The sequence below is a fragment of the Chryseobacterium sp. R2A-55 genome (genome assembly GCF_021401085.1).
In the GTDB taxonomy this organism is placed as follows: domain Bacteria; phylum Bacteroidota; class Bacteroidia; order Flavobacteriales; family Weeksellaceae; genus Kaistella.
In genome coordinates this window covers 490,166-508,478 of the sequence record NZ_JACBFP010000002.1, presented here as the reverse complement: position 1 = coordinate 508,478, position 18,313 = coordinate 490,166, and the positions used below count along the sequence as shown (strand labels likewise).

Below are 18,313 nucleotides of genomic sequence, written 5' to 3'. Positions count from 1 at the left end.
TTGTTATTTGTGATGTCAATGATCTTTATTCTTTCCGCTTAGCCGGACCGGGGAAAGACGCCCCTTGTTCCGATTTGCGGTTGCAAAAGTAGAAACTTTTTTCCATCTGGCAAAATATTTTCTGAAAAAATTTTGAAATATTTTTTAACTGTCTTAATTTCAGCCAAAAAAACTTCTGAAAAACTCCATCCAAATTCGCCTGTATAAATTACTGCTCTACTGCGCTCCCCGTTCTCTCGATTAGGGACTGCAAAGATAGAAACTTTTTGGAAAACTCAAAATAAAAGCAAAGAAATATTTGTGTATTATGGCTGATTTTTAAGTAATGAATTGATTTTTAGACCCAAAAAAATGAGTTCAACAAATAAAAAATTCCCCTCTAAAATTAATATCACCCCTAATTATTCCCAAAACACACGTAGACATCTGTTTTTTATAAAGTATATCATCTAGGAAAATATAGGTCATGAGTGTAATAGCAATGTTGAATCAAAAAATTTGATAACCTCGCCAGTCGCATATGGATTCTCAATTAGTACTTAAAGCCATTTACCTGCATAAAAAAAAATCCCAGTCTTACGGAAAAGGCTGGGATTAAAAATTTATTAATCTTAATACTTATTTGTTTAATTGCTTACTTAGATTTACCGCATCCTGATAATTTGGATTCAACTGCAGCGATTTTGCTACATAATCCTTTGCTTTAGCCATATCAGTGTCTTTCACCAAGAGTGCGACTGCAAAATAGGCGTAGGACAAGGTCAGCTTGTTAGGTTCCAGTTCCTCGGGTTTTACGGTAGCAATATATTTATCATAACTCGAAATATACTTTTCGTAAGCTGCCTGAGCAAGTTCACCTTGGCCGGCGTGCTGATAAGCTAAACCTTGGCTGTAATAAGCCGGTGACCAATCAGGAAGCAGTCCACTCATTTTTTGCCAAGAGAGAATCGCTCCGTTCCAGTTTTTTACATCCTCGTATGCTTTGGCCAGCATATATAGTGAATTGGTATCTTGAGGATTTGCAAGAACTGCTTTTTTCAAGGATTCAATTTGTGGACTTGTGGGACCAGCATCTACGACCGCCTGGTTGATGCTTCCGCCTCCTTTAATTTTCATCAACTCTTCATCCCACTTCATGGTTTCATCCTTTGCAGCTTTCGCAATGGCTATTTTTTGCTGTGATTCCGCCTGCAAAGTAGCTTTTTTGGCGGGATCTGTTTCTTTTTGGGCCAAACCTGCGGCAATCAATCCATCAAGACCTTGATCCGCCGGCAAAACTCTAGATGGATCTGCTTTTGATATGAAAAGGTCCAAATTGGATTTTGCACCGGTATAATCACCATCCGCAAATAACAAGTAGGCTCTCAGCTTATACTTTATCAAATCGTCAACTTTATCGAAAACCTTATCCAAATATAGCTTTGAATTCTGGTAGTCTTCGTTTGTAAAGAATAATTTTGAAATTTCTAGCTGGGTATCCGGATCTTCATCTGCATATTTTGCGTAGTTAATCAAATCTTGGGTTGCCAATGCGTTTTGCTGATATTTGATGTCATATCCCGCTTTTGCTTTGTAGGCAGGAGCAAAAGTTGGGTCGGTTGCGATTGCACGGTCTATACTTTCTTTCGCTTTCTGCCATTGCTGTGCCTGCATCCACAATGTGCCAATTCTGGTATACACCGATGCTTTGTTTTTCGCTGTTGGAAGTGCCTTTTCATATGCAGTCATCGCAGCTCCCGCTACTTGTGGACTGTTGGTAACTTTCAATCTGTAGGCATCGCCCAACACGTAATAATAATTTGCCGGTGTGCCATTTTTTGCCGATTTTTCTACTGCTTTGTTCAAAAGATCAATCGCTAAATCAGCATTCGCAGATCCTCCAAAAAGAGTTAATGCTTCTGCTGCGCGGAAAAGAACCTCCGCATCTTTTTCTCGAGAATCTTTGACAATATTCTGGATTTCGGCCACCGCTGTTTTATCTCCTTTACCTAATCTCACGGAAGCTAATCCAATTCGGTTCAGGTAACTTTTTTTGTCGATTGCCAATCCTTTATTAAATTCTTCAGTTGCTTTTTCAAAGTTTGGCTCAAATTGAGTTAAATACGAGTTGCCTAAATAAAAATAATTTTCAGCAGTTGCCGATTTTGCTACCATTTCCGTGAAAACCTGTCTTGCCGCTGCATACTTATGACTGTCCGCATTTGCAATTCCCTCCTGCAATGTTTGAGCAAAGACGAAGCCCGATAAAAAGCTTGCCGCAACTCCTAAAGTAATTTTTTTAGTTAGATTCATTATATATTTCATTTTAATTTGTTTGAATTATAAAAATACTTTTTACTATATGCCAATTTTTATACCAAAAAATAAAGAATGGCAAATTTAAAGAAAAGTTTTAAGAAAAAATTAGCGCATCTGCACTTCGCGCTGATAGAGATTGTATTTCTGCAGCCCTTCTTTCTGCACAATCATTTGCCCCAATTGAGTACAAGAAAACCTGATAAATCCGTTTGCTAGGTTAAAATTTGCCTCACTGGTCAAGAAATAAAGCACACGTGAAAAGGGGTATTTCATCTCGCGCAGATTTTCAATATTGGGTTCAAAAAGCCTGCCTTTATCTTCAACTGGCAATACTTTAATCATTGATCGCAGAAATGTGGCTTCTTTTCCGTAGGGACGAGAAATAGTGTTTAAGCTGATTACCCCTATTTTATCAGGATACTTGGATAACTGCTGTACGACGTTTTCGTTACCGGTAATGATATTGAACTTCAGGTCACTTGGCGCTTTACCCAATTTCTGGGCAACAAAATTTAAGTTGCTGCTGTTGGTACCGTCAAAGATGAACCGTTTTTCATCTGATTCCAGGCCCTGTCGGATCTCATCCAATGAAATTTTCTCAATTGACGAGTTCTTAGGAACTATAAATACAACTGCATCCACCGCAAATCTAGCCGGCAAAAGCTCAAGGTCAACTTTATTCTTGAACGCTTCTTTCTCATTTTTCGAAAGATCGCGCGACATGACTATGATTTTTGCCTTTCCATTGAGCAGATCCAAAAACGCCAGATCTTCTTTTTGGGTAACGACTTTTAATTTGGTTTTTGGATAACTTATCATATATCCTTCCGCTAAAGCCTCGGTTACGCTTTTAAATGATTCATCTGCAACGATGGTTAGCTCACCCTCGTTATATGAAGGAACTTTGATTTCAGATTTTTTGCAACTTGCAAAAAAAAGAAAAAGAAAAACTAATAACAGACTACCTTTCATCTCCATTGTTTTTTATTCGGTAAACAGCCCTAATTATCCGAAAGCAGCCATAAAGCACCATCAAACCACCTAAAGCATACGCAATCGGCACTTCCAGCTGGCCGAAAAACCAGCTCCTGACCATGACGAATATTCCTAAAACAATATAGAGCAACCCTGCAAGTAATGATAACCAATTAAACATCGTGGAAACAAATATATTAAAAAATGTAAAAAAGAGAAGCATCTGCTTCTCTTTATGCAATTTACTACTATTAAAAATTATTCAATACGCATAGTAAGTGGTAATCTGTAATATGAACGAACATTTTGCCCGTTGATTTTTGCAGGTGCCCATTTTGTTTTGATGGACTTCACCGTTCTTACCGCTTCAGCATTCATCGCTGAGTTAGATCCTGTAGCTTTCACATCACTGATGCTACCATCTCTTTCTACTACGAAAACTACCGAGGATTTCATTTCTCCTCCTCCGCTGTCTGCAAGACTTTCAGTATCAAAACTGCTCATAATCTTGCCTCTGAAAGCATTGAGTCCACCAGGAAATTCTGCTTGCTGCTCCACATCGCTATAAATCTGTGTTTCGGAAACCGGAGGTTTCACTTCTACAGTTTGTGTCGCATTACCGGTAGATGGAGGTGGCGGCGGCGCAGTGTAGCTTGGTGTCTTCACTCCTTCCTGATTCACCAAACCTGTAGTGGTTTCCAACTGCTTAGAGATTGGCGGCGGCGGCGTTTCCACTTTTGGAGCCTTCACCGGTTCTGGAACCACGTTTTGGATAATCTCCTGTTTCGGTTCTTCTTTTGGTGGTGGCGGTGGTGGTGGCGGTTCATCTTTTGGCTGCTCAATGATCTGTTCTTTATCCGGAAGGATATCGATCAAATTAGCATTTACCTCTGTTGTTTCTTTTGCATTCATCTGCTTGATTTTCATAATCACAAACGGTGTGATCGCAGCGATGCAGAACAAAACGGTTCCCATAATAAATGCTTTGGTGAGCATCTTTCTGTAGTTAGACCTTAGATCATAGGCTCCATACTCCTTATTTCTATGCTCAAATACAATTTCATCCAGTGTTGGAGTACTATTGTAATTATTATCTTCTGCCATTTTTCTTACTTTAAAAAATTAAGAGTAAATATTCTTATTTAGTTGGCGGGTTTACTGCAGCAGTCTCTCCCACTTTCTGTTTGTAAATGGCTTCTTCCCATGGCTTGATATCGGTGATCCCGTAAATCTCGTTTTTGGTAATGGCCATTTCGTCTAGAATATCTACAAAGTTTTTATATACGGCGTCATCCGTTGGTTTGATAATGACGGTAAATTTGTCTTTATCTTTCGCGTTGGCTTTTGCCTGCTCGATTACTTTTGTAATCCCTTCTCTGTCAAAAGTTGTTTCCTTAAGGTTTTCAGCAGTAAGTCCTGCTCTGTCCAACTGGTGATAGAAAATTCTGTTATCTTTTCCTATAATTATAGAAATGGAATTCGTTAAGTCGATTTCCGTATCAGGTGGTTTTTGGTTTTCTTTCGGCTTTGCCGGAAGGCCTAAATCCATCACATTCGGTTTGTTAAAAGTGGTAACTAACATGAAGAATGTAATCAAAAGGAACGCCAAATCCACCATTGGGGTCAAATCCACGTGCGGTACCTGCTTTTTCGAGCGTACCTTACCGCCTTTCCCGCTGCTGTCTTTTACTTGTACTTCTGCCATTTCTTAATTATTTGGTGACACTTCCTGACTTGTTATTAACCAGAATTTTAGGAAATCGATATCCCTCAACCCCTCAAAAAGTGATTTCACTTTCGGGTATTTCGTTTCTACATCTCCTTTAATTGCCAGTTTGTAGTCAGGGTTTACCGCAAGACTTTGCTGCACCCAGTCAATAAGCTGTCTGTTAGTGCTGTCCATTGGGATGCCTGTTTTGCTCTTATATGCCTTTCTATCTTCATCGCTCAAATCAAGGAAACCTTTCATTTGGTTCATTGGGACACCAATCGACTGTACGTTTGCGAATGCAACCTTTTCTTTGTCGGTAAATGTCATGCCATATTTCTGACCCATTTTATCCAGCAATGCCATCCTTTCACTTGCATTTTCCACTGGTGTAAAATAGAATCTTCCGTCTGTGGTGCTGAGAATAGTCATCAAACTCGCATCAGGAAGCAGTTTTTCAGAAATTGAAGATGGCGTTTTGATTGTCTCGACGTCAGGTTTTGCAAACTGAGCCGTGAGGATAAAGAACGTAAGGAGTAGGAAGGAAACGTCCGTCATAGCGGTCATATCCACCCTAATATTATGTCTTTTTGGTTTGACTCTCGCCATTATTTATCTGTTAATTAATTGAACTTCTAATTTTTTTTATTGGAGGGTTTTTTATTAGAAAAGTTAAACCTTCCGAATACTTGCAAAAACTCCTTAGTGGAATTCTGCAAAAGACTGCTGAATTGACATTGCGATCTCATCGATCTTAAACGTCAATCCGTCAATTTTAGAAGTAAAGAAGTTATAGATAATAATCGCAACCGCAGAAGTACCAATACCCAAAGCAGTATTTACAAGTGCTTCAGAGATACCGATTGAAAGCGCTGCAGAGTCTGGGGTACCACCACCTGAACCCAAAGCGTGGAACGCCTTGATCATCCCGATTACCGTACCAAGAAGTGCAACAAGGGTTGCAACTGTACCAAGAGTTGAAAGAATCATCATGTTTTTCTCCAACATTGGCATTTCAAGCGTTGTAGCTTCCTCAATTGACTTGTTAAGTGAAACCATTTTCTGCTCCTTGTTCAAAGAGGTATCGTGTGCTAATGCCTTATAAGTGGTTAAACCTTCTTTTACCACATTACCCACTGAACCCTGCTGAGCATCACACTCTTCCAAAGCCTCATCGATTCTATTTTGGTTAAGAAGCGTTCTAACTTTTGACACGAAGTTATCAAGATTTCCAGCGCCAGAAGCTTTTCTAAGAACGAAGAAACGCTCAATTGCGAAAACGATTACAATAATCATGAAAGAAATCAGGATCGGTACGATCGGTCCTCCCATGTAGATAATTCCTAGGAATCCATCCGGATGAAGCTCTTTGGCTTCCACATCAGAGAATGATACTGATGATAAACCGCTCAGTCTCGGATCTGCCTTAAAATTACCTGGACTTCCCAAAACAAATAAATAAATAGCAATCCCGATAAGGATAAGGATCGGAATTATAAGAACAGGATTTAACCCACCCATCTTTTTAGCAACTACTTGCTCCTCGTTGTTTGAAACATTCATTTCCATACTAAAACTAAATTATAATTGTTATTTTTTAAAATTTTCAAGGTGTAAAATAAAGTCAAAATATTCAATAATGCAAGTATTTACACCTTAACAAAATCATTTTTTTTGTTGTTAAGAAACCTTAACATTGCATTATTATTAATAAATAAATTCAAATTTGATAATAATAGCCGATTTTAAAAATAGTCTTAAAAATTCAAAAGAAATACCCCCTTTTTTTTACGACAGATTTACATTTGTTTTTAAAATATTTTTTTTCAGTGGACAATATTAATGATTTTTTTTGGAACGATTATGATTTTTTTTGCCGAATTTCCCGCCAAATGACTGATAGTTCGCTCATCTTTCATCGCAATTTCCTCGATTTCCTTAGTGGACAAATCTGCCGATAATTCAAGTTTGAACCTCATCTTTCCATTAAAACTTACCGGATATTGAATGGCGTCCTGCTCCAAATATTTCTCATCAAAAACAGGGAATGGCTCGAACTCGATTGAAGTGGAGTAGCCGAGCTTTTCCCAAAGTTCCTCCGCGATATGTGGCGCGTAAGTGGAAACCAAAATTGCAAAAGGTTCCAAGATCTTTCTTTTGTTGGTTTTCAGTTTTTGAAACTCATTTGCCGCAATCATGAACTGCGCCACCGAAGTGTTGAAAGAAAAATTTTCGATGTCTGAAACCACTTTTTTAATTAAGGTATGCAGAACCCGCAATTCCTCTTTCGTAGGCTCCTCCTCTGAAACATTGAACTTGTCCCCATCAAAAAACAGATTGTAAAATTTTTTCAAAAATCCGTAAACTCCACTCAAACCTTGTGTATTCCAAGGTTTGCTTTGTTCCAACGGACCAAGGAACATCTCATACAAGCGAAGACAATCTGCACCGTATTCTTCACAGATATCATCAGGATTAACGACATTGTACTTGGATTTGGACATTTTTTCTACTTCTCGTTCTGTGATGTATTTTTCATTTTCCCATAATAAAACCGCATCAGCAAATTCAGGATTACCTTTCTCTTTCAATTTTTGCAAATCTAATTCATCAGTTGCAGCCTTTAAAAAACTAATATCAATATGTTTATTTGGTTGAAAGTGTAAATTAAATGTATTGTAACCTAAATTATAATCAAAATCCTCAAAACCAAAGTGATTAGCAATCATTTTAAATCTTTCGAGATACTTTAATATTTTCTGATCCAAATCCGACGACAAATCTGGTTTTACTTGCTGCAATTTAATTTCAGCAAGTCTTTGATAATTATCATTTATAAAATTTATATCAGATTTTTTTAATAGGACATATTTCGAATTAGAAAAGCTTAAATAGGAATTTTCCTCATCCTTTACTTTAAAGTGCGGTCTCAAAATGTGAACAAAAGCGCTCATCCCCAAAATCATTCCCTGATTGATCAGTTTCTTGAAAGGCTCATCATGATTAATATACCCTCTGTCCTTCAAAAACATATTCCAGAAACGGGAATAGAGCAAGTGACCGGTTGCGTGTTCGCTTCCACCGATATACAAATCCACCTGCCCCCAATAATCACAGAGTTTTTTGTCGGCAAATACCTCTTCGCTTTTCGGATCCATGTACCTTAAAAAATACCAAGAACTTCCTGCCCAACCCGGCATTGTGGAAAGTTCCATCGGGAAAACTGAAATATGATCGATCAATTCCGTGGAAACCACTTTTTGATTGTTTTCATCCCAAGCGAAATTTTTTGCATTTCCCAATGGCGGATCGCCATCTTCAGTGGGGAGATATTTTTCAACTTCCGGCAATTCCAGCGGAAGTGCGGAAACCGGCAAAGTATATGGCATTCCGTCCTTATAATACACAGGAACCGGTTCTCCCCAATATCTTTGGCGAGAGAAAATAGCATCTCGCTGCCTGTAATTTGTGGTTCCGTGACCAATTCCGCGGTTTTCAATCTCGTCAATGATTTTGGTCTTGGCGGTCTCGTAATCCAGTCCATTCAAAAATTCGGAATTGACACAGACCGAATCTTTCGAATCGTAAGATGCTTCCTGAATGTCGATATCATTTTTAATGACATTCACAATGTCCAATCCAAATTTCTTTGCAAAACGGTGGTCACGTTCGTCATGTGCCGGAACTGCCATTACAGCTCCAGTTCCATAACCCATCAAAACATAATCCGAAATATAAATTGGAATTAGCTTTTCTGTAAACGGATTAATAGCAAAACTCCCTGTAAATGCGCCGGAAACATTTTTCACATCCGCCATCCGATCGCGTTCGGTCTTTTTGGACGTTTCTTCAATATATTGGTCAACTTCAGTTTTTTGCGAAGGAGTTGTGATTTTTTCTACCAAAGGGTTTTCAGGCGCCAAAACCATGAAGGTTGCTCCAAAGATGGTGTCGGGTCGTGTGGTGAAAACCTCAACAATTTCCTGCTCTTCACGATGCTCCGCAGCCGGAACCTCAAATTTCACAGACGCTCCCTGCGATTTCCCGATCCAATATTCCTGGGAATCCTTCAGCGGTTGCGGCCAATCAATTTTATCCAAACCCTGCAACAACCTTTCGGAATATGCGGTAATTCTCATGCTCCACTGCATCATTTTCTTTTGGAAAACCGGAAATCCGCCACGTTCAGATTTTCCGTCTTTCACCTCGTCATTCGCTAAGACTGTTCCCAATGCGGGACACCAATTCACGGTAGTTTCAGCTCGATACGCCAATCTGTAATTCAACAGAATATCCTGCTTGTCCAGTTCTGAAGCATTCTTCCATTCTTCTGCCGAGAAATTGAGCGCATCACTTTGAACAGCCGATAAACCGGCAGTTCCATTTTGTTCAAAAAATTGGATCAAGGTATCGATAGATTCTGCTTTGTCGGTGGCTTTATTATACCAGGAGTGAAAAAGCTGGATAAAAATCCACTGCGTCCATTTATAATAGGAAGGATCAGAAGTTCTTACTTCCCTGTTCCAATCGAAAGAAAAACCAATCTTTCTCAATTGCTCCTCATATCTCGTAATGTTTTCCTGGGTGGTGATCGCGGGATGCTGACCGGTTTGTATCGCGTACTGCTCCGCCGGAAGTCCGAAGGAATCGTAACCAACTGGATGCAACACATTGAAACCCTGATGCCTTTTAAACCGGGCGTAAATATCTGACGCAATGTATCCGAGCGGATGTCCCACGTGCAGTCCCGCACCGGAAGGATATGGAAACATGTCCAAAACATAGAATTTTGGTTTGGTGGTGTCGTTTTCAGTTTTATAGGTTTGATGGTCTTCCCAATATTTCTGCCACTTTTTCTCTATCGCTTGATGGTCGTAAAACATTCTCTTCGAATTAATTTATAATGAATAATTTTAGTAGTCGCAAATTTAAGGTTTTGGAATGAGAAAATCTTTCAATTTATCACCGGATGATTTCAAACGCTGAATGAGTATATTTGCAGAAACACTTTCGATGGCCGAAGTTTCCATTATCACTCCATGTTATAACTCTTCTAGGTTTCTTGATGAAACCATTCGATCGGTGATGAACCAGACTTTCACCGATTGGGAATGGCTTATTACAGATGATCAATCCTGCGATAATTCGGTAGAAATCATTAGAAAAATCAATGACCCCAGAATCATTCTAAGCATCACCGAAAAAAACGGTGGAGCCGGTCATGCACGCAATCTGTCTTTAGCGAAAGCAAACGGAAGATACATCACCTTTCTGGATGCTGATGATTTCTGGGAACCCAACTTCCTGGAAGAAATGGTAGCTTTCATGAAGAACCAAAACGCGGAGCTTGCCTATTCTAACTATGCAAGATGCGATGAACATCTGAATCCGAAAATCGGAGATTTTAACGCCAACAAAGAAGTGACTTTCCATAATTTGCTGAAGACTTGCAGATTGTCTTTGCTAAGTTCCATGTATGATTCCCAAAGAGTTGGAAAAGTGTTTTTCCCCGAGGGAAATAAACGGGAAGACCATGTGATGTGGCTGAATTTGCTGAAAAAAATCCCGGTCGGAAAACCGCTTCCGAAAACTATGGCGAAATACAGGATGCATCCATCGAGCATTTCCCGCAAGAAAAGTCATATAATGAAAGACCAATATCTGGTTTACAAAGATTATATGAAATTCTCTACTTTAAAATCCATGTACTACACCGCAAACTGGGCAATCAACGGGTTTATGAAATATTCCAAGATTTTCAATTAAAACACGAACTGCAATTTCCACCATGGAGATTTAGGCATTCAATGAATTTGCCCAAATACAGGACTTTTTACAAGACCCCTTTGTCAGCAAGGATTTTCTGTACCACGTAATCTGTTGCATTAGGCTGGGAACTGATGAATCTTTCAGCATGTTCTCCCATTTTTTTCATCAGGGTCTCATCGTTTAAGACTTGCAGAATATAAGGTGCGGCAAAAAACTCGTCTTCAAAGGATTTGCCACCATTTTGTGCGATGAGCTCGTCTGCTTCTGGATTTTTTTCATACTGGTCGCCAAAGAAAACCGGTATTCCAAATGTGGCAGCTTCCAGAACATTGTGAAGTCCTTTCGTGTGAAAACCGCCGCCAACAACCGCAATATCGCCGTAGGAATAAAGTTTGGAAAGCAAGCCAATACAGTCAATAATCAAAACCTGTGGATTCAAAATCGCCAGACTGGAAGAATTTGTGATCTGCGAATACAGGATCGCATCCGGAAAAATCCTCTTCAGATGATCCACCCGTTTCAAATCGTGTGGCGCAATAATCAGTTTCACATCCCGGTTTCTACTGGCAATCAACTCTGCGAGTCTTTCCTCCGATTCCCACGAACTTCCGAAAACGATGGTTTTCTTTGACTGTTTAAAATCGTCAATATACTTCACAAAATTATCCCGCTCCCGCAGTTGCTTTACCCGATCAAAACGCGTATCGCCCGCTGTGGAAGATTTTTTCAAACCAATTTCTTTCGCCAATGCCGAAGAATGTTTCGTCTGATGAAAAATCCAGTCCACATTTTGGTCCAGCTGTTTCACAAACCAACTTCCATAAGCCTTAAAGAAAACTTGCGTCTCCCTGAAAAGTGCAGAAACCACATAGATTTTCGCGCCCCGTTTTTTCAATTCGTTTAAAAGATTGTACCAAAATTCATATTTGATAGTGATGAAAATATCGGTATTGAAATTCGACATGAAATCCACAATCCACACCTTCAAATCAAACGGAAGGTAGCAAACCGCATCAGCAATATGATCTTTCTTGATCATGTTATCATATCCGGAAGGCGAAAAAAAGGTAATCAAAATCTTATGTTCGGGAAATTTCACCTTCAATTTTTCCAAAACCGGGAGTCCCTGTTCATATTCTCCCAAACTTGCGGCGTGCATCCAGATCACCTTATCTTTCCGCGAAAATTTTTCATTCACGATTTTGCAGCTCTGCCTCCTTCCCGCCAAACCTTTCTTCAATTTATAATTAAAGACCGCCCCAATTTTCATGGCGGAAATCAAAAGGGAGATGAATATGTTGTATAGGAATTGCACTTTAGTAGAGATGATGATTTAATGCGATAATGTGTAGATGCTGAAAAACGCTTAATTAATCTATGCTTTTTTTCTTCAAAAGCAGCTGCGAATATATCAATATTCCCACTACAAATAAAGCGACCAATCCTAAAACATAATCCGAAATAGGGCTCAATCCATCCATTTCATGTAATGAAACCCGAATACTTTCATAAGTGATGACGGCAAAAATCGCCATCGTCAAAACATTCAGAACATCCACAATAATTCCTGTAAGCTCTCGGTTTTCCTTAATTCTGTTGGGCAGGTTTAGAAATATCGATTGGGGATTCCGTGACAGATAAAACACGAAAACATACATTAAAGTTGAAATTCCCACCAAAAGCCAATTCATGCTTTTTGGACCAAATCCGTCCGCTTTTCCACCGATTCCAAAATGGACGGGAACCGTTTCCGGCAGCTTTGCATAAGTAATCCAGGTGTAAACCCAAATGAAAACCAAAAGGAAAAAGGCAATGATTTTTAGAAAAAATGAAATGTTTTTGAGCATAAAATTTTACTTTTTCCGATTGAAAATCCGTGTAATTGTGAGCGCTTAAAAAATCCTTTTCAAAAACCGCAACTTATGCGTATGCTTCTTCAAATCTGCATTGTAAATTCCTGCGGAATCCAGTGAGTCGATCCGGACTTTTCCATAAGCATGAATAATTTTCTGGTCGTCCAGCATGATTCCCACATGCGAAATCACACCATCCTGGTTTTCAAAAAACGCCAAATCTCCAGGTTCTGCTTCTTCAATGAAATCCAAAACTTCTCCCAGTTCAGCTTGTTGATAGGCATCTCTCGGCAATACTTTTCCGTGAACTTTATAGACCAATTGGGTAAATCCGCTGCAATCGATCCCGAAAAAACTTCGCCCGCTCCACAAATAGGGTACATTTAAAAACTTTTTCGCAGTTTCGGCGATATTTCCGGGATTAGGATTTTCAAATGTCCCGATTTCCGCATTGATTTCGCTTCCGATGGAAAGCAGGGTTTTTCCCTCCTTTAATTCAAAAGTCTCAAAAGTTTTTTTCAGGGTTTCTGTTTTCCGATCTGCAAAATCATCTTCCGAGATCTTTGCAATCTGCTTGGAATCTATCCAGCCTTCGTAACCATCAAAATCAATCCGGATTTTGGAAAAGCTTCCGTCAATCTCCAAGATTTCACAACTTTCGCCATACAAAAGTTGGGAAGTCATTTCCGACTGGTGGCTGTTTTCCGCCCGAATTGGTGCGATGGAAACGGAACAGATATATTTATTTGGCATCGTTCAGATGATTTGATTTTGTTTGAAGTTTCAGGACGATCTGCCAAACGGTAGATTTCAATTTTCAAGTCTTAAAACTAACTGCGAAGAAAATTCACTTACGAAGGAAAATTCACGCGCAGCAATTCACCTACCTCCTTCGCAGCATATTTACTCCATCTCGCAAAGGTAAAATAAGATTTTCAAAATCTTCATCTTTCGCCACCAAATCGTTGAGCTCTTTGATGCTTTTGGTGGATTGCTGTTTCGGGTTTTCCTCCAAAACTTTCCCGTACCAAAGCACATTATCAAACAAAACAACTGAACCCGATTTCAAATGAGGCTTAATGAGCTTAAAATATTCCACATAATTTTCTTTGTCCGCATCGATAAAAACCAAGTCGAAAATCTCGTCGGTTTTCCTTAAATATTCTAATGCATTCTGAATCCGAAAATCAATTCTGCCCGAAAATTCACTTTCCGCAAAATACCTTTTCGGGAGATAGGCCAATTCCTCATTCACATCCAAAGTAGTGATTTTACCGTCCTTTGCCAAACCTTCCGCCATACAAAGTGTGGCATAACCAGTGAAAGTTCCCACTTCCAAAATGTTTTTTGGCTGAAGCATTTTAGAAATTATGGAAAGCAGCCTACCTTGCTGATAACCGGAAATCATGTGCGGTTGGGTAGTTTTCTGGAAAGTTTCCTTTCGCAACCGCTTCAACATTTCCGGTTCCGCCGAAGCGTGGGTTTCTAAATAACGGTCCATTTCCGGACTGTTTTCTTCGAAAAAACTCATTTTAAAAATGTTTGGTATCCAAAATTACTGTTTTCAAAATAAAAAAAAATAAAAAAAAAATAAAAAAAACCTCAAAAAAACCTCATAGGTTTTGAAAACCTATGAGGTTTAATGAGGTTTAATGAAGCTAAAAGCAATTAGCCAATTAATTCTTCACCGGAGCGATATCCATCAATTTCATGAACTCATCGAGTTTCGGCATGATGATGATCTCGGTTCTTCTGTTTTCGGCTCTTCCGGAAACGGAAGCGTTCGTAGTTTTCGGATTATATTCGCTTCTTCCGCCCGCAGTGATTCTGTTTGGATTCACCCCGAATTGGTTTTGCAGGATTTTCGCCATGGAAGTCGCCCTCAAAGCAGAAAGATCCCAGTTGTCTTTAGGCAGGTTTGCAGAATTCAAAGGAACATTATCTGTGTTACCTTCGATCAGCACGGAATAAGTATCATAATCGTTGATCACTTTTGCTACTTTACCCAAAACTTCTGCAGCTTGCGGAAGCACGTTGTAATCTCCAGTTTTGTAAAGCATTTTGTCGGAAAGTGAAATCATCACCACTCCCTTCAAAACTTTCACCTGAACATCCTGATCGGCAACATTGTCCAGAGATCTCTTCAACTTGTTGGAAAGTGCCAAATTCAGACTGTCGTTTTTCGCATTGGTTGAAATCAGCTGCTTGATGTATTTATTGGAAGCATTGATCTCGCCAATCAGCTTGTCGATATTTGCGGAACCTTTCCCGGTATTCGCCAAACAAGCGTCAAGAGAAGATTTTAATGCGCTGTTTTGGTCTTTCAACAAAGTATTTTCGCTGGTCAAACCTGCGTTGGTAGCCTTCAAATCCTGAATTTCTCGCTGTCTTTCACCAATATTGGTAATACACTGGTTATAATTCAAATTCAGAGCGTCATACTGCTTCTTGCTCACACAAGAAGTCATCGTAACCGCCATCACGCCGACGGCAAAAATTTTTCCTAAATTCATAGTACTGTTTCAATTTGTTTAGTCAAAAATAGAGAATTCATTTTAAACGGAAGAATTATCTTTGTACCAATATCGTTAAATAATCCTTAAAAATGCTTACCAGCAAATTGTTTGCCACAATACCGTTTCAACTTTTGCCTGATTTTCAGGAGCAAACTTTTTTGTTGGCGGTAAGCGGCGGAGCAGATTCCATGGTCCTTTTGCATCTGTTTAATGGTTTGGGGTTGAAGTTCGAAGTTGCACATATCAATTACCGACTCAGAAATGAAGATTCCGATCTGGACCAAAAGTTGGTGGAAAATTATTGCTTGAAGCACAACATCGAGTTCCATCTTTACCGGGTTTCCGAAAAAGACCAAAAACCTGAAAACTCGATTCAGCTATGGGCAAGAAATCTGCGCTATGATTTTTTCAGGAAAATCCAAAAAGATCGAAACCTGGAATTTTTGGTGACTGCGCATCATTTGAATGATGAGCTGGAAACCTTCCTGATCAACCTTTCACGCGGTTCCGGAATAAAGGGATTGAGCGGAATTCCTTCTAACGAAAATAAAATCATGCGTCCGCTGCTTCATTTTTCCAAAGCAGAAATTTATGCTTTTGCCGAAAAAAATGGAATTGAGTTCCGGGAAGATTTATCCAACCAAAAAAACGACTATTTAAGAAATGGTTTCCGAAACCAGGTCATTCCGCAAATCCAGGATATCTCACCGAATTTTTTGAATGGCTTTCGGGATTCCATCCATTATTTAAGCGAAGCCAATGATTTTATTCAAAATGAAATTGAAAAAGCCCTGCAGGAAATTGTCCTTAAAAATAATGGTGAGGAAACCACTTTAAACCGAAAAGAAATGCTTTCCAAACCTGCTTTCATCGTCAAAGAAATCATCAGAAGATTCGGCTTTTCAGGAGATGAAATCGATAAGGTGATTTCCGGCGAAAACGGGAAGCTTTTCAGAAGCAAAACGCATGAACTGCATATTTTGCGGGAGGAAATTTTGTGCGTGAAAAGAAAGATAAAGTAAATCATAATGCCTAATTTTGGAGGCTTAATAAAGTTAGAAATGAAATTCAGAAATTATTTAATCCTAATTCTGGTCTTCCTTTTTCAGGGAATTTCGGCACAGATTAAGGATCCGGTAAAATTCAAATACAACATCAATTCCCTTCCCAATAATGAATACGAAGCTGTTTTAACGGCAACAATCGACAAAAACTGGCACATTTATTCCAAAGATTTGCCACCCGATTCTGGAATCCCAACCGAAATGAAATTGACCTCCAAAGACGGAATCCAGCTCATCGGGAAAGTGGTGGAAGTGGGAAAAAAACATGACGAGTTCTCTGAAGCTTTCGGGGCACAAATCGTCTATTATTCTGATCTGGTTCAGTTTAAGCAAAAATTTAAACTTAAAAATAATTCCAAACCGGCAAATGTTGTAGCAGAAATCACCTACCAAACCTGTGATGACCGGGTCTGTCTGGCGCCGAACACTTTGGAATTTGAACAAAAAGTGACACCAAGTGCTGCCGAAACCGAACTGATCACAAATGCTGAAGCCAAACCGGGAACCGAGACAGATCTGGATTCTGCCAACATGACGGAACCAACGGAAACCGTAGCCTCAAAAACAGCTTCACCGGTTCCAACCGAGCAAAAAGGTTTAAAAGTAGCCTCCATCGAACATGAAAATCCACTGACCGATTGCGGCGTGACCAAACAGAAAAACAGCGAAAATTTCTGGACTTATCTGCTGCTTGGATTTTTCGGCGGATTGATCGCATTGCTCACTCCATGCGTATTCCCGATGATTCCACTCACGGTTTCGTTTTTTACCAAAGGTTCTAAAAACAAGGCAAAAGGAAAACGCGACGCAATGATTTACGGATTCTTCATCCTTTTGATTTTCGTGGTGCTTTCCGTGCCATTCCATATTGTGGACGGAATTGCGGGAAATATTTTCAATGAAATTTCCACCTCGGTTTGGCTGAATGTCACTTTTTTTCTGATCTTCTTATTTTTCGCGGGAAGCTTTTTCGGATATTACGACATCACTTTGCCGAGTTCCATTGCCAATAAATCTTCAAAAGCCGAAGAGGCAGGTGGATTGATCGGAATCTTCTTTATGGCATTGACTTTAGTCATCGTTTCGTTTTCCTGTACGGGTCCAATTTTGGGAAGTTTGCTCGGAAGCGCGGTGACCGGTTCGGCAAATGTACCCCTGCTTTTAACTTATGCTTTGGCCGGATTCGGACTGAGTTGGGCAATTATTTTCGGACTTCTGGCCTTATTTCCACAAGCGCTGCAAAGTCTGCCGAAATCTGGTGGCTGGATGAATACCGTGAAAGTGGTTTTGGGATTCATCGAACTGGGATTGGCTTTGAAGTTTCTATCGAAAGCGGATTTGGTTTCGAAAACATTTTTCCTGAAACGGGAACTTTTCATTGTGCTGTGGATCGTGATCACCATTGGTTTGGTTCTTTATTTATTTGGCAAAATCAGATTTCCGCATGATGACAAAAAACCGAGAATTTCATGGGCCAGGAAACTTTTCGGAGTTCTGGGAATTGCGTTTACCGTTTATTTAATCCAAGGACTTTTTCCCGGCGAAAGACCGAAACTCCAGCATTTGAGCGGAATTCTTCCACCGATCAATGTGAGCTATCTTCACGACGAAAAAGACGGCATTCTGGGTATGCATCCTGAACACGACTATTTCAAAGCGATTGAAATGGCCAAAAAAGAAAATAAACCTTTACTCATAGACTTCACCGGTTTCGGTTGCGAAAACTGCCGTAAAATGGAGGAATTTGTCTGGAGCGAACCCGACATCTTACCAATGCTTCAAAACGACGTGGTTCTGGCATCGCTTTATGTGGACGACAAAGAGGAGCTTCCAATACATGAGCAAACATCTGTGGACATGGGAAATGGACAAAAGAAAAAAGTGAAAACCATTGGAGATAAATGGTCGCTTTTCCAGCAGATCAATTTCAATAACAATTCCCAACCGCATTACGTTTTGATGACGCCAGACGGAAAAGTCATCAACCATCCCGTTTCCGGTTACATGCCGAAAGAGGATTTCAAAAACTTCCTGAAATGCGGGATTGAATTTTTTAAAAATAAGCGGTGATTAATTAACGCTGAATATTAAACAGCTAGTAATACAGAATCCCGATCGTTGTGAACTTTC

General features: G+C 39.6%; 15 protein-coding genes. 3 read left to right on the top strand and 12 right to left on the bottom strand.

Features of this window, described 5'->3' with window-relative positions:
- Positions 1-618 precede the first annotated feature (618 nt).
- From L0951_RS05155 to L0951_RS05125, 7 genes are all read right to left on the bottom strand, one after another.
- Positions 619-2,304, bottom strand: coding sequence for a tetratricopeptide repeat protein (locus tag L0951_RS05155; RefSeq protein WP_234109999.1), 1,686 nt, complete (start codon positions 2,302-2,304; stop codon positions 619-621).
- A gap of 99 nt (positions 2,305-2,403) precedes the next feature.
- Positions 2,404-3,270: a PstS family phosphate ABC transporter substrate-binding protein gene (locus tag L0951_RS05150; RefSeq protein WP_234109997.1), complete on the bottom strand. Its 867-nt coding sequence runs from the start codon at positions 3,268-3,270 to the stop codon at positions 2,404-2,406.
- A gap of 261 nt (positions 3,271-3,531) precedes the next feature.
- Positions 3,532-4,377 carry an energy transducer TonB gene (locus L0951_RS05145; RefSeq protein ID WP_234109996.1) on the bottom strand — a complete coding sequence of 282 codons (846 nt, stop codon included), beginning with the start codon at positions 4,375-4,377 and terminating at the stop codon, positions 3,532-3,534.
- A gap of 34 nt (positions 4,378-4,411) precedes the next feature.
- Complete coding sequence (locus L0951_RS05140) at positions 4,412-4,978, bottom strand: ExbD/TolR family protein (RefSeq protein ID WP_234109995.1); 567 nt, start codon at positions 4,976-4,978, stop codon at positions 4,412-4,414.
- 3 nt (positions 4,979-4,981) lie between these two features.
- Positions 4,982-5,590, bottom strand: a complete 609-nt coding sequence (locus L0951_RS05135; RefSeq protein ID WP_048500418.1) for an ExbD/TolR family protein — start codon at positions 5,588-5,590, stop codon at positions 4,982-4,984.
- A gap of 93 nt (positions 5,591-5,683) precedes the next feature.
- On the bottom strand, positions 5,684-6,550 hold the full coding sequence (locus tag L0951_RS05130; RefSeq protein ID WP_048500419.1) for a MotA/TolQ/ExbB proton channel family protein: 867 nt from the start codon (positions 6,548-6,550) through the stop codon (positions 5,684-5,686).
- 257 nt (positions 6,551-6,807) lie between these two features.
- Positions 6,808-9,864, bottom strand: coding sequence for a leucine--tRNA ligase (locus tag L0951_RS05125; RefSeq protein ID WP_234109993.1), 3,057 nt, complete (start codon positions 9,862-9,864; stop codon positions 6,808-6,810).
- Between the two features lie 130 nt (positions 9,865-9,994).
- Here L0951_RS05125 and L0951_RS05120 point away from each other — a divergent pair, with 130 nt between their 5' ends.
- Complete coding sequence (locus L0951_RS05120) at positions 9,995-10,747, top strand: glycosyltransferase family 2 protein (RefSeq protein ID WP_234110007.1); 753 nt, start codon at positions 9,995-9,997, stop codon at positions 10,745-10,747.
- Between the two features lie 67 nt (positions 10,748-10,814).
- On the opposite strand, the gene L0951_RS05115 is transcribed toward L0951_RS05120, so the two are convergent.
- From L0951_RS05115 to L0951_RS05095, 5 genes are all read right to left on the bottom strand, one after another.
- Positions 10,815-12,065 (bottom strand): 3-deoxy-D-manno-octulosonic acid transferase, encoded by a 1,251-nt coding sequence (locus tag L0951_RS05115; protein WP_234109991.1) that lies wholly within the window; start codon positions 12,063-12,065, stop codon positions 10,815-10,817.
- Positions 12,066-12,120: 55 nt separating this feature from the next.
- Complete coding sequence (locus L0951_RS05110) at positions 12,121-12,597, bottom strand: DUF1648 domain-containing protein (protein WP_234109989.1); 477 nt, start codon at positions 12,595-12,597, stop codon at positions 12,121-12,123.
- Positions 12,598-12,642: 45 nt separating this feature from the next.
- Positions 12,643-13,356 (bottom strand): C40 family peptidase, encoded by a 714-nt coding sequence (locus L0951_RS05105; RefSeq protein ID WP_234109987.1) that lies wholly within the window; start codon positions 13,354-13,356, stop codon positions 12,643-12,645.
- 130 nt (positions 13,357-13,486) lie between these two features.
- Positions 13,487-14,134 carry an O-methyltransferase gene (locus L0951_RS05100; protein ID WP_234109985.1) on the bottom strand — a complete coding sequence of 216 codons (648 nt, stop codon included), beginning with the start codon at positions 14,132-14,134 and terminating at the stop codon, positions 13,487-13,489.
- 145 nt (positions 14,135-14,279) lie between these two features.
- A complete protein-coding gene (locus L0951_RS05095) occupies positions 14,280-15,116 on the bottom strand; it encodes an OmpA family protein (RefSeq protein WP_048500426.1) in 837 nt (278 codons plus the stop codon).
- A gap of 92 nt (positions 15,117-15,208) precedes the next feature.
- Between L0951_RS05095 and tilS the strand changes: the two genes are divergently transcribed.
- Both tilS and L0951_RS05085 read left to right on the top strand, forming a co-directional pair.
- A complete protein-coding gene (gene tilS, locus L0951_RS05090) occupies positions 15,209-16,141 on the top strand; it encodes a tRNA lysidine(34) synthetase TilS (RefSeq protein WP_234109983.1) in 933 nt (310 codons plus the stop codon).
- A gap of 39 nt (positions 16,142-16,180) precedes the next feature.
- The gene (locus L0951_RS05085; protein WP_234109981.1) at positions 16,181-18,253 is read left to right on the top strand and encodes a protein-disulfide reductase DsbD family protein; all 2,073 of its coding nucleotides are present in this window, start codon (positions 16,181-16,183) and stop codon (positions 18,251-18,253) included.
- The last annotated feature ends 60 nt before the right edge of the window (positions 18,254-18,313 follow it).

Bases quoted from the DNA above. Each gene is read 5' to 3' on its own strand.
- L0951_RS05150 (WP_234109997.1), bottom strand. From the start codon at position 3,270: ATGAAAGGTAGTCTGTTATTAGTTTTTCTTTTTCTTTTTTTTGCAAGT.
- L0951_RS05105 (WP_234109987.1), bottom strand. From the start codon at position 13,356: ATGCCAAATAAATATATCTGTTCCGTTTCCATCGCACCAATTCGGGCG.
- L0951_RS05125 (WP_234109993.1), bottom strand. From the start codon at position 9,864: ATGTTTTACGACCATCAAGCGATAGAGAAAAAGTGGCAGAAATATTGG.
- L0951_RS05140 (WP_234109995.1), bottom strand. From the start codon at position 4,978: ATGGCAGAAGTACAAGTAAAAGACAGCAGCGGGAAAGGCGGTAAGGTA.
- L0951_RS05085 (WP_234109981.1), top strand. From the start codon at position 16,181: ATGAAATTCAGAAATTATTTAATCCTAATTCTGGTCTTCCTTTTTCAG.
- L0951_RS05135 (WP_048500418.1), bottom strand. From the start codon at position 5,590: ATGGCGAGAGTCAAACCAAAAAGACATAATATTAGGGTGGATATGACC.
- L0951_RS05120 (WP_234110007.1), top strand. From the start codon at position 9,995: ATGGCCGAAGTTTCCATTATCACTCCATGTTATAACTCTTCTAGGTTT.
- L0951_RS05155 (WP_234109999.1), bottom strand. From the start codon at position 2,304: ATGAAATATATAATGAATCTAACTAAAAAAATTACTTTAGGAGTTGCG.
- tilS (WP_234109983.1), top strand. From the start codon at position 15,209: ATGCTTACCAGCAAATTGTTTGCCACAATACCGTTTCAACTTTTGCCT.
- L0951_RS05145 (WP_234109996.1), bottom strand. From the start codon at position 4,377: ATGGCAGAAGATAATAATTACAATAGTACTCCAACACTGGATGAAATT.
- L0951_RS05100 (WP_234109985.1), bottom strand. From the start codon at position 14,134: ATGAGTTTTTTCGAAGAAAACAGTCCGGAAATGGACCGTTATTTAGAA.
- L0951_RS05110 (WP_234109989.1), bottom strand. From the start codon at position 12,597: ATGCTCAAAAACATTTCATTTTTTCTAAAAATCATTGCCTTTTTCCTT.
- L0951_RS05130 (WP_048500419.1), bottom strand. From the start codon at position 6,550: ATGGAAATGAATGTTTCAAACAACGAGGAGCAAGTAGTTGCTAAAAAG.
- L0951_RS05095 (WP_048500426.1), bottom strand. From the start codon at position 15,116: ATGAATTTAGGAAAAATTTTTGCCGTCGGCGTGATGGCGGTTACGATG.